This window comes from Pseudomonas taeanensis MS-3 (genome assembly GCF_000498575.2).
GTDB lineage: Bacteria > Pseudomonadota > Gammaproteobacteria > Pseudomonadales > Pseudomonadaceae > Aquipseudomonas > Aquipseudomonas taeanensis.
Map to the genome: position 1 here is coordinate 704438 of NZ_AWSQ01000002.1, position 11185 is coordinate 715622.

Here is an 11185-nt window from a genome sequence, read left to right on the forward strand (position 1 = left end):
AGAAAGAAAAAATCGGTACCGCTCAGTCATATTCTTAGCCAGTCGTTTCGTGCAGTGATCCTGCGCGCAACAGAACAATGATGGCATTCACCGTTGCCATCCAAGGTCGCCATAACAATAAGGAGCGCCCGCATGTCTCTGGCCGAGATCCGCCTGGATGATAAATACCGCCTCGCCACAGGTCACCTGTACCTCACCGGCACCCAGGCGCTGACCCGCCTGCCAATGCTGCAGAAGCAGCGCGACACGGCCCACGGCCTGAACACCGCCTGCTTTATTTCCGGCTACCGCGGCTCGCCCCTGGGCAACCTCGACAAGAGTCTGTGGGAAGCCAAGGGTTTCCTGCAGGAGAACGCCATCCACTTCCAGCCGGGGGTCAACGAAGAGTTGGCGGCCACCTCGGTGTGGGGCAGCCAGCAGACCAACCTGTTCCCCGGCGCGCGCTACGACGGCGTGTTCGCCATGTGGTACGGCAAGGGGCCGGGCGTCGACCGTTGCGGCGACGTATTCAAGCACGGCAACTCGGCGGGGGTCTCCGAGCATGGCGGCGTGCTGCTGCTGGCCGGCGATGACCATGGCTGCAAATCCTCGAGCATCGCCAACCAGAGCGAGCACGCCTTTATCGCCGCGTCGATCCCGGTGCTCAATCCGGCCAACGTCCAGGAAATCCTCGACTACGGCATTCTCGGCTGGGAACTGTCGCGCTACAGCGGTTGCTGGGTGGCGCTGAAGACCATCGCCGAGAACGTCGACTCCTCGGCGGTGGTGGAAGTCGATCCGCTGCGCATGCAGGTGCAGATTCCCGAGGACTTCGAACTGCCGCAGGACGGTGTGTACATCCGCTGGCCGGACCCACCCCTGGCCCAGGAAAAACGCCTCAACACCTACAAGATCTACGCCGCCCGTGCCTTCGCCCGCGCCAACAACCTCAACCAGGTGTTGCTCGATTCGCCGAACCCGCGCCTGGGCATCATCACCACCGGCAAGTCCTATCTGGATGTGCGCCAGGCCCTGGAGGACCTCGGTCTGGACGACGCACTCTGTGCCCAGGTCGGTCTGCGCGTGCTCAAGGTCGGCATGAGCTGGCCGCTTGAGCCGGTCTCGGTGCACGAGTTCGCCGAGGGCCTGGACGAGATCCTGGTGGTAGAAGAGAAGCGCAGCATCATCGAGGACCAGCTGACCGGTCAGCTGTACAACTGGCCGGTGGGCAAGCGCCCACGAGTGGTCGGTGAATTCGACGAGGACGGTATCTCCTTGCTGCCGAACCTGTCCGAGCTGACTCCGGCGATGATCGCCCGCGCCATCGCCAAGCGCCTGGCGCCGATCTACAGCAGTGCCAGCATCGAAGAGCGTCTGGCCTTCCTCGCGGCCAAGGAAGCCTCCCTGGCCGCGCCCAAGCACAGCACCGTGCGCACCCCGCATTTCTGCTCCGGTTGCCCGCACAACACCTCGACCAAACTGCCGGAAGGCAGCCGCGCCCAGGGCGGCATCGGCTGCCACTACATGACCCAGTGGATGGATCGAAACACCGACACCTTCACCCAGATGGGCGGCGAAGGCGCGACCTGGATCGGCCAGGCGCCGTTTACCGACACCCCACACATCTTCCAGAACCTCGGCGACGGCACCTACTTCCACTCCGGTCAGCTGGCCCTGCGCGCGGCCGTCGCCGCCGGGGTCAATATCACCTACAAGATTCTCTACAACGACGCGGTGGCGATGACCGGCGGCCAGCCGATCGACGGCGAACTGCGTGTCGATCAGCTCAGCCAGCAAGTGTTCGCCGAGGGCGTCAAGCGCATCGCCCTGGTCAGTGACGAGCCGGAGAAATACCCGAGCCGCGACGGCTTCGCGTCCATCGTCACGTTCCATCACCGCAGCGATCTGGACGCGGTGCAGCGTGAGCTGCGTGAGTTCAAGGGCGTCTCGGTGATGATCTACGACCAGACCTGCGCCACCGAGAAGCGCCGTCGGCGCAAGCGCGGCAAGCTGGTCGATCCGGCCAAGCGCGCCTTCATCAACCCGGCGGTGTGCGAGGGTTGTGGCGATTGCAGCGTCAAATCCAACTGCCTGTCGGTGTTGCCGCTGGAGACCGAAGAGGGACGCAAGCGGCAGATCGACCAGAACAGTTGCAACAAGGACTTCAGCTGCGTCGATGGCTTCTGCCCGAGCTTCGTCACCGTGCACGGTGGCAGTCTGCGTCAGCCCGAGGCGGTGGGCCTGAATGCCTTGTTCATCAGCTTGCCGGAGCCGCGTCAGCCGTCGCTCGAACGTCCCTGGAACATCCTCCTGCCCGGCGTTGGCGGCAGCGGTGTGACCACCGTTGGCGCCCTGCTGGGCATGGCCGCGCATCTCGAGGGCAAGGGTTGCAGCGTGCTCGATCAGGCCGGCCTGGCGCAGAAGTTCGGCCCGGTAATTACCCACATCCGCATCGCCGCCAAGCAGGACGACATCTTCGCGGTGCGTATCGCCGCCGGCGAAACCGACCTGCTGCTCGGTTGCGACCTGGTGGTGGCCGCCAGCGAGGAAGCCCTGGCCAAGCTCAATGAGACCATTGCCCATGCGGTGGTCAACAGCCATGAAGCCGCTACCGCCGAGTTCACCCGCAACCCGGATGCCCAGGTGCCGGGCGCGGCCATGCGCGAGGCGTTGATCGAGGCGGTGGGCGCGAGCAAGACCCACTTCGTCGATGCCACGCGTTTGGCCACCCGCCTGCTCGGCGACAGCATCGCCACCAACCTGTTCATGCTCGGTTACGCCTACCAGAAGGGCCTGGTGCCGGTGTCCGCCGAGGCCATCGACAAGGCGATCTCGCTGAATGGCGTGGCGGTGCAGCTCAATCAGCAGGCGTTCCTCTGGGGCCGTCGTGCGGCCCACGATGCGACGGCGGTAGAGAAACTGGCCAAGCCAACCATGCCGCAGGCGCCACGCTGTGAAACCCTGGAGGAAATCGTAGAGTTCCGCGTCGCGGCCCTCACGGCCTATCAGAGCGCCGCATACGCCGAGCGTTATCGGGCACTGGTGGCGCGGGTGCGTCAGGCCGACAAGCAGGGCGATCAGGCCCTGACTAAGGCCGTGGCACGCTACTACTTCAAGCTGCTGGCCTACAAGGACGAGTACGAGGTGGCGCGGCTGTACAGCGACGGCCGCTTTATCGAGCAGCTCGAGGCGCAGTTCCAGGGCGATTACCGCCTGGAGTTCCACCTGGCGCCGTCCTGGCTGAGCAAGCGCAACCCGCTCACCGGCGAGCCACGCAAGCGCCAGTTCGGCCCCTGGATGTTCAAGGCCTTCGGCCTGCTGGCCAAACTCAAGTTCCTCCGCGGTACGCCGCTCGACCTGTTCGGCTACAGCGCCGAGCGCAAGCTGGAAGTGCAGCTGGTCGCGGACTATGAACGCGACCTTGGCGAGCTGCTGCAGCAACTCAACGCCGGCAACTATGCCACCGCCGTGGCGATTGCCGAGCTGCCGGAGCAGGTCCGCGGCTACGGCCATGTCAAGGAGCAGGCCCTGCTCAATGTACGTGCCCAGCGCAAGCAGTTGCAGGAGCGCATGCAGGCCCGGGAAATCCAGGTCGTGCAGCTGTTCGAGCCCGCGGCCTGAGTTTCTTTTCACTGTAGGAGCCAGCTTGCTGGCGATCATCGGCTGTGGCTGGGGATCGCCAGCAAGCTGGCTCCTACACACGCCCCCAATTCACCATAAGAATCACCCGAGGAACCTCCATGTCCGTGTTTTCCCACGTCGATTTCGATCACCACGAACAGGTCGTCTACGGCCACGACAAGGCCAGCGGCCTGAAAGCCATCATCGCCATCCACAACAGCCAACTCGGGCCGGCGCTGGGCGGTTGCCGCATGTGGCCCTACGCCGACGATCAGGAAGCGCTGCGTGATGTGCTGCGCCTGTCGCGGGGCATGAGCTACAAGTCGGCGCTGGCCAACTTGCCCCTGGGCGGCGGCAAGGCGGTGATCATCGGCAATCCGCACACCGGCAAGAGCGAGGCGCTGTTCCAGGCCATGGGCGACTTTGTCGACAGCCTGGGCGGGCGCTACATCACCGCCGCCGACTCGGGCACCGGCGTGGCCGAGATGCAGATCATGGCCGAGCGCACTCGCCATGTCGCCGGCGCCGGCCAGCGCGAAGCCTTCGACGGTGGCACGCGCAATGGCGACCCCTCGCCATCCACCGCCTATGGGGTGTTTATCGGCCTGCAGGCGGCGGTCAAGCATCGCCTGGGGCGCGATGGTCTCAAGGGCCTGAAGGTGGCGATTCAGGGCGTCGGTCAGGTCGGTTTCAGCCTGGCTCGGCACTTGAAAGAGGCGGGCGCCGAGCTCTGGGTAACCGACATTCAGGAGACCAATGTGCGCCGCGCGGTCGAGCAACTGGGCGCCAAGGCGGTGGGTCAGCACGATATCTATGGCCTGGATGTGGACGTATTCGCCCCCTGCGCCATGGGCGCTATCATCAACCCGCACACCCTCGAGGCCCTGCGGGCTCCGGTGATCGCCGGCGCGGCGAACAACCAGCTGGCAGATGCGCAGTTGGCCGAGGAGCTCAAGCGCCGTGGCTGCCTGTATGCACCGGACTATGCGATCAATGCCGGTGGGATCATCGACGTCTGCTATGAGCGCACCGGCGGCACTGCCGCGCAGCTCAAGGCGCATGTCGAGGGTATCGGCGGCACGCTCAAGCAGATCTTCGAGCGCGCCGAAGCGCAAGGTCAGACCACCAGCGCGGTGGCCGACAGCCTGGCCCGCGAGCGCCTGCAAGCCGGACGCTGAGAGTCTGTGTAGGTTGGGTTAGCCGCAGGTGTAACCCACTCTCCGGTCGTTAGGCCAGCAATGCTAATGCCTTGCGTCAGAGCGCTGGGTTACGCCGCTGTGCGGCTAATCCAGCCTACAAAAATGCTGCATCCATTTACCGACTGACTTTTTTACAACAACAAGAGGGCAAGTCCCAATGAGTCAAGACAGCATCGCCGCCGCCAATGTGGCCGGCGCCTCCAGCAGTGCAACCGGTCGCGGCCTGTGGTCCTCGCGCTGGATGTTCTTCCTCGCCGCCACCGGTTCGGCGGTGGGCCTGGGCAATATCTGGAAATTCCCCTATATCACCGGAGAGAACGGCGGCGGTGCCTTCGTCCTGGTCTACCTGGCGTGCATTCTGGTGATTGGCATTCCGCTGCTGATGACCGAGGTAATGATCGGTCGACGCGGCCGGGCCAACCCGGAAGGGGCTATCGCCACCCTGGCCAAGCGGGCCGGTGCCAGTCGCCACTGGCGCAAGCTGGGTACCATGGCAGTGCTCACCGGCTTTCTGATTCTCAGCTTCTATTCGGTGGTGGCCGGCTGGGCGCTGGCCTACGCGCCAGCGGCCGCCATGGGCAGCTTTGCCGGGCTGGATGGCGAGAGCAGCGGCGCGCTGTTCGGCGCCATGCTCGGCGATCCCTGGAAGCTGATCGGCTACGGCACCCTGGTACTGCTGTTGACTCTGGGCATCGTCGGTCTGGGCGTACGGGAGGGCCTGGAGCGTTCGCTGCGTTTCATGATGCCGGGGCTGTTCGTGCTGCTGTTGGTGCTGGTCGGCTACGCCACCACCACTGGGCACTTCGGTGAGGCCGTGCACTTTCTGTTCGCCGCCGACTTCAGCAAGCTCAGCGCGCAGAGTGTGCTGGTGGCCCTCGGGCATGCCTTCTTCACCCTCAGCCTGGCCAGTGGTGCCATGATGGTCTACGGCTCCTACCTGCCGGCGGGCACCTCCATCGCCAGGACTTCGCTGATGGTAGCCCTGGCCGATACCGGGGTGGCTCTGCTGGCCGGCCTGGCGATTTTTCCTTTGGTGTTCGCCAACGGTCTGGAGCCGGGCGCGGGACCGGGGTTGATCTTCGTCACCCTGCCGATCGCCTTCGGTCAGATGCCATTCGGCCAATTGGTCGGTGGGCTGTTCTTCATCATGCTGGCCATCGCCGCCCTGACCTCGGCGATTTCCCTGAGCGAGCCGACTATCGCCTGGCTCAGCGAGAAGTTCGCCATCGGCCGGCTTAAGGCCGTACTGCTAAGCGGTATCACCCTGTGGCTGCTGAGTCTGGGCACTGTGCTGTCGTTCAACCTCTGGTCGGAGTTCACCCTGTTCGGCAAGACCTTCTTCGACAGCCTGGACTACCTGACCACCAACCTGATGATGCCCCTCGGCGGCCTGGGGACGGTGCTGTTCACCGGCTGGGCATTGAGTCGGACGACGGTGCAGGAGGCGCTGGGCATTAACCATCCGCAGCTATTCAAGCTGTGGTGGCTGGTGCTGCGTTGGCTGACGCCGCTGGGCATTCTGGTGGTGTTTTTGCACACCTTGGGGTTGTTCGGCTAGCTGGTTGCTGCAAAGCGACTGCACCCGGCCAGGGCCAGCAGTGTGGGGCCGGCACGCGGATCGTCGGCGCCCAGTTACTGCGGTAATCCCGCCAAGGCATGCGCATCGCCAATGCAGGCGGTGCGTATGCTGAAACTGGCGAAGGGGGTATCGGGCAGGTGCTGAGTGTTCGGCTGGCTCATGGCGATCGCCAGGATGACTTGTTGGCAGTATGGCTAGCTCGCGATGGCAGCCGCATGACAAATCCGCAGAGGGCCGCTAAGATGCCGCCCGACTGCCGAGTACATCAGGCAATGCTACTCAGTCCCCTTAGTTCAATGGATAGAATAAGCCCCTCCTAAGGGTTAGATGCTGGTTCGACTCCAGCAGGGGACACCAAACAAAAAAGGCTTACGCACTGCGTAAGCCTTTTTGCTTTCTAGGCCCTGCGCCGTCGCTTCAGCGCGGTTGTGTCTGTGCCTGTGCGGTTGCGCTGGCGCCTTCTGCAGCCAGGCAGGCTGCTGCGGTGAATAGCGCGTCGGTGGAGGAGTTCAGCGCGGTTTCCGCCGAGTCCTGAAGGATGCCGATGATGAAACCGACGGCGACCACCTGCATGGCAATCTCGTTGGGAATGCCGAACAGGCTGCAGGCCAGCGGAATCAGCAGCAGCGAACCGCCTGCGACCCCGGACGCGCCGCAGGCACTGATCGAGGCCAGCAGGCTGAGCAGCAGGGCGGTGGGCAGGTCGATGGCAATGCCCAGGGTATGCACGGCAGCCAGGGTCAGTACGCTGATGGTAATCGCCGCCCCGGCCATGTTGATGGTCGCGCCCAGTGGAATCGATACCGAGTAGGTTTCCTCATGCAGGCCCAAACGTTGACAGAGCTGCAGGTTGACCGGAATGTTGGCGGCCGAACTGCGGGTGAAAAACGCGGTCAAGCCACTCTCGCGCAGGCAAGTGAACACTAGCGGATATGGGTTGCGGCGAATCTTCCAGAACACGATGGCGGGGTTGACCACCAGCGCGACGAACAGCATGCAGCCAACCAGCACCAGCAACAGGTGCAGGTAGTCGAGCAGGGCGCCCATGCCGGATTCGGCCAGGGTCGCGGCAACCAGGCCGAAAATCCCCAGAGGGGCCAGGCGGATCACCAGTTTGACGATCGCAGTCACGCCCAGCGACAGGTCGCCGAGTAGCTGCTTGCTGCTCGGGCTGGCATGGCGCAAGGCGAAGCCGAGACCGATGGCCCAGGCCAGGATGCCGATGAAGTTGCCCCTGAGCAGCGCGTTGACGGGGTTGTCGACGACGTTGAGCAGCAGGGTCTTGAGTACTTCGCCGATGCCGCCCGGGGGCGACAGTTCGGCGCCGTTGCTCACCAGGGTTAGGCTCGAGGGGAAGGCGAAGCTGGCGAGTACCGCGATTAGAGCTGCGCTGAAGGTGCCGAACAGGTAGAGCAGCAGGATCGGGCGGATATGGGTTTGCTGGCCACGCTGGTGGTTGGCAATCGAGGCGGCGACCAGGACGAACACCAGCACCGGTGCAACGGCCTTCAGGGCGGACACGAATACCGTACCGAGCAAACTGACGCTCAAGGCGGCTTGGGGGAAGAACAGCGCCAGCAGAATGCCAGCAAGCAAGCCGATGATGATTTGCACCACCAGACTGGTGCGGTTCAGTAGGTGTAAAAGAGGGTGTTGAACATCGGGCATAGCATGCGTCTCACATTCTAAGGGGGCGGCGAGCCGTATCTGCTGCAAACGACGAGCTCAGCCTGAAGAGCCTTGCTCTGGCTGGTCTGAATGCGCATAGGGACGGCGGCGTCTAGCGAGTTGTACGGGCCTTGGCGGAGCGTTATCTACCCGGTCAGGAAAAAACAGCGCGGGACTCTAGCATACTGGGCGGCATGCCGAGCTGATCCGGCCGAGGCGGCCGCTAAATGGCGAGTTTTAGCAAGTGTTTGACGCACAGGCATGTCAAGCCGCTGCGAGGCAGGCTAGGCTAGCAACACGTCCGAGCCCGAGAGAGTTGTCATGTCCAACGAGACCGTTACCTCGCCCAGCGAGGCGCCGCTGACTGCCGTCGAAGCCCGCATTCTCGGCTGTTTGATCGAAAAGCAGGCGACCACGCCAGAGGCCTATCCGCTGACCCAGAATGCCCTGGTGCTGGCCTGTAACCAGAAGACCAGTCGCGAGCCGCTGATGAACCTCAATCCCGGCCAGGTGGGCCAGGGCTTGCGCAGTCTGGAGGGGCGAGGCCTGGCGCGCTTGGTGATGGGCAGCCGGGCTGACCGCTGGGAGCACCGTGCCGACAAGACGCTGGAGCTGGTGGCGGCTCAGGTCGTGTTAGTCGGCCTGCTGCTGTTGCGCGGCCCGCAGACGGTCAATGAATTGCTCACACGCAGCAATCGCATGCACGACTTCGACGATGCCGAGCAGCTGCAGCACAACCTGGAGCGGCTGATTAGCCGTGAACTGGTCTGCCTGTTGCCGCGTCAAGCGGGGCAACGTGAAGACCGTTACATGCATTTGCTGGGGGAGCCGGCCGATCTTCAGGCCTTGCTGGAGGCGCGTGCGCTGTCTGGGGAACGAGTATCCAGCGCCGTGCCGCATGACGAAAGCCGCCTGGAGGCACTGGAGGCGCGGGTGGCGGCTCTGGAAGAGCGGCTGGCGCGCTTGGAATAGGCTGATATTGAGACGCGGATTCGCGAAGCGTTGCCTGTAGCGGGCAGATTAAAGGCGCCGAATTAGCGCCTTTAATGGTTTGAAGACTGGCATAAACGGTCAGCTAATGCGGCTGATGGCGGTGCTTTCGGCGCCGTCTTCGNNGCTTTCGGCGCCGTCTTCGGCCACGCGGAAGCGCTCCTGCAGGCGCTCGGCGCCACCTTCAACGATGCCCTCGATAGCAGTGCTTTCGGCACCGTCTTCGGCTACGCGGAAACGCTCCTGCAGACGTTCGTAGCCACCTTCGGCGACACGATTGGCTCCAGTGCGGTCTGCTCCGTCTGCGGCAATGGCGCTGTTGGTCTTGCCGTCATTGAGCGGGGCGGGTGCTGCATTTTGTGCAAGGGCGAAAGCATTGGCGGACAGGCTAACCAGGATTAGGCTGGCGAGAATTGTCTTTTTCATCTTGAGGCTCCTCGTGAGGGCGGTAAGTGAGTACGGAGCCAATGCTACTCACAAATTTTAGATGAAGAAGTTCTGAAGCCTGATGGTAGTAATCGATGCTGTCGATAGTGGCTTTAAACAGCTCTAACGCGTGTGTTGTAAGGGATGTCTAGGGGGATTCTATTGCAGGAAAAAGCGATAGTTAAATTGATTTATATGATCAAGTAATTAGATGTATCTGCTGTTCAGTTTCTTGAAGGTCTAAGTGCAGTGATGAGGTTGCTTGAAATTCTGAACGGCTGATGCGTATTTTGTACGTCTTGGCCGTTATACGATGGCTCTCGCGCCCTACTAAGGATAAGAACAGATGAGTACCGCTAGCCGCACCGCGTTGGTCGAACTATTGCGCGGGGTAGATGAAGTCGAGTGCGTGACCCCGGATTTAAACGGCGTGCCACGCGGTAAAGTGATGACCGCTGAGGGGTTTCTCGAGGGCCGTCGATTGCAGTTGGCCCGTGGCGTGTTGCTGCAATGCATCATGGGCGGTTATCCGCCGGCGCGTTTTTACGGCAGCGACGATGGCGATCTGGCCTTGAGCGCCGAGCCGACGCAGATCCATCGCTTACCCTGGAGCAGCAGTCCGCGTGCCCTGGCAATCTGTGATGCGGATGAACTGGAGGGTGGACATTCCGGTTTATCGACACGTGGACTGCTCAAGCAGGTAGTGGCTCGCTATGCCGCCCGTGGCTGGCAGCCGGTGGTGGCGACCGAGCTGGAGTTTTTCGTGTTCGCCCCGAACACGGATCCACACCAGTCGTTCCAGGCACCAGTAGGCTTGGATGGCCGGCGTGAGGACGGTGGCTCGGCGTTCAGCGTGAGTTCGAACAACGGCCTGCGGCCGTTCTTTAGCGAGGTGTATCAGTGCATGGCGGCGCTGGGCTTGCCGCGCGATACCTTTATGCATGAGATGGGCGTCAGTCAGTTCGAGATCAATCTGCTGCATGGCGACCCTGTGCTGCTGGCCGACCAGACCTTCCTGTTCAAGCACCTGCTCAAGGAGGTCGGACTCAAGCACGGGTTGAGTGTGGTGTGCATGGCCAAGCCATTGGCGAAAACTCCCGGCAGCTCCATGCATATCCATCAGAGCGTGATCGAACAGGGCACAGGCAACAATATTTTCAGCGCTGTAGACGGGCAGGCGACGCCCGCTTTTTACCATTTCATCGGTGGCCAACAGGCGGCTCTGGCGGATTTCACCCTGTTGTTTGCGCCGCATGTGAACTCCTATCAGCGCCTCTGTCATCCCTACGCCTCGCCGAACAACGCCTGCTGGTCGGAGGACAATCGCGCCGCGGGCCTGCGCATTCCCGCCAGCTCGCCAGTGGCGCGGCGGGTGGAGAATCGGTTGCCGGGTGCCGATGCCAACCCTTATCTGGCCTTGGCGGCGAGCCTGGCCGCAGGGTTGTATGGTCTGGAGAATGGCTTGCAACCGAGTGCGCCGATTCAGGGTGAGTTCGAAGTAGCAAAAGAATTAACGCTACCCTGTACCATGCACGCTGCCTTGGAGCGTCTGAAGCAGAGTTCGCTCGCAGTTGAACTGTTCGGCAGCGAATTCATCGAAGGCTACATCGCTTCCAAGACCATGGAGCTCAATAGCTTTTTCGATGAAATAACCCCCTGGGAGCGGCGTGTGCTTGCGGCCCAGGCTTAAGTCTTAATAGTCGACCCGGTGTCCCGGTTCGAT

Annotated in this window: 6 protein-coding genes and 1 tRNA gene; 6 read left to right on the forward strand and 1 reads right to left on the reverse strand. The window is 62.6% G+C overall.

Features of this window, described 5'->3' with window-relative positions; genetic code table 11:
- The first annotated feature begins 132 nt into the window (after positions 1–132).
- The 4 genes from TMS3_RS11355 to TMS3_RS11370 all read left to right on the forward strand — a co-directional run bounded on the left by TMS3_RS11355 (position 133) and on the right by TMS3_RS11370 (position 6735).
- Positions 133–3600, forward strand: coding sequence for an indolepyruvate ferredoxin oxidoreductase family protein (locus TMS3_RS11355; protein WP_025165399.1), 3468 nt, complete (start codon positions 133–135; stop codon positions 3598–3600).
- A 119-nt stretch (positions 3601–3719) separates the two neighbouring features.
- Positions 3720–4778 (forward strand): Glu/Leu/Phe/Val dehydrogenase dimerization domain-containing protein, encoded by a 1059-nt coding sequence (locus TMS3_RS11360; RefSeq protein WP_025165400.1) that lies wholly within the window; start codon positions 3720–3722, stop codon positions 4776–4778.
- A gap of 178 nt (positions 4779–4956) precedes the next feature.
- Positions 4957–6357 carry a sodium-dependent transporter gene (locus TMS3_RS11365; RefSeq protein WP_025165401.1) on the forward strand — a complete coding sequence of 467 codons (1401 nt, stop codon included), beginning with the start codon at positions 4957–4959 and terminating at the stop codon, positions 6355–6357.
- Between the two features lie 303 nt (positions 6358–6660).
- Positions 6661–6735: transfer RNA gene (locus TMS3_RS11370), tRNA-Arg, on the forward strand.
- 60 nt (positions 6736–6795) lie between these two features.
- On the opposite strand, the gene sstT is transcribed toward TMS3_RS11370, so the two are convergent.
- Positions 6796–8046 carry a serine/threonine transporter SstT gene (sstT, locus tag TMS3_RS11375; protein WP_025165402.1) on the reverse strand — a complete coding sequence of 417 codons (1251 nt, stop codon included), beginning with the start codon at positions 8044–8046 and terminating at the stop codon, positions 6796–6798.
- Positions 8047–8367: 321 nt separating this feature from the next.
- Between sstT and TMS3_RS11380 the strand changes: the two genes are divergently transcribed.
- Both TMS3_RS11380 and TMS3_RS11390 read left to right on the forward strand, forming a co-directional pair.
- Positions 8368–9018 (forward strand): YceH family protein, encoded by a 651-nt coding sequence (locus TMS3_RS11380; RefSeq protein WP_025165403.1) that lies wholly within the window; start codon positions 8368–8370, stop codon positions 9016–9018.
- 892 nt (positions 9019–9910) lie between these two features.
- Positions 9911–11152, forward strand: a complete 1242-nt coding sequence (locus TMS3_RS11390; protein WP_200929650.1) for a glutamine synthetase family protein — start codon at positions 9911–9913, stop codon at positions 11150–11152.
- The last annotated feature ends 33 nt before the right edge of the window (positions 11153–11185 follow it).

Bases quoted from the DNA above. Each gene is read 5' to 3' on its own strand.
- TMS3_RS11355 (WP_025165399.1), top strand. From the start codon at position 133: ATGTCTCTGGCCGAGATCCGCCTGGATGATAAATACCGCCTCGCCACA.
- TMS3_RS11360 (WP_025165400.1), top strand. From the start codon at position 3,720: ATGTCCGTGTTTTCCCACGTCGATTTCGATCACCACGAACAGGTCGTC.
- TMS3_RS11365 (WP_025165401.1), top strand. From the start codon at position 4,957: ATGAGTCAAGACAGCATCGCCGCCGCCAATGTGGCCGGCGCCTCCAGC.
- sstT (WP_025165402.1), bottom strand. From the start codon at position 8,046: ATGCCCGATGTTCAACACCCTCTTTTACACCTACTGAACCGCACCAGT.
- TMS3_RS11380 (WP_025165403.1), top strand. From the start codon at position 8,368: ATGTCCAACGAGACCGTTACCTCGCCCAGCGAGGCGCCGCTGACTGCC.
- TMS3_RS11390 (WP_200929650.1), top strand. From the start codon at position 9,911: ATGACCGCTGAGGGGTTTCTCGAGGGCCGTCGATTGCAGTTGGCCCGT.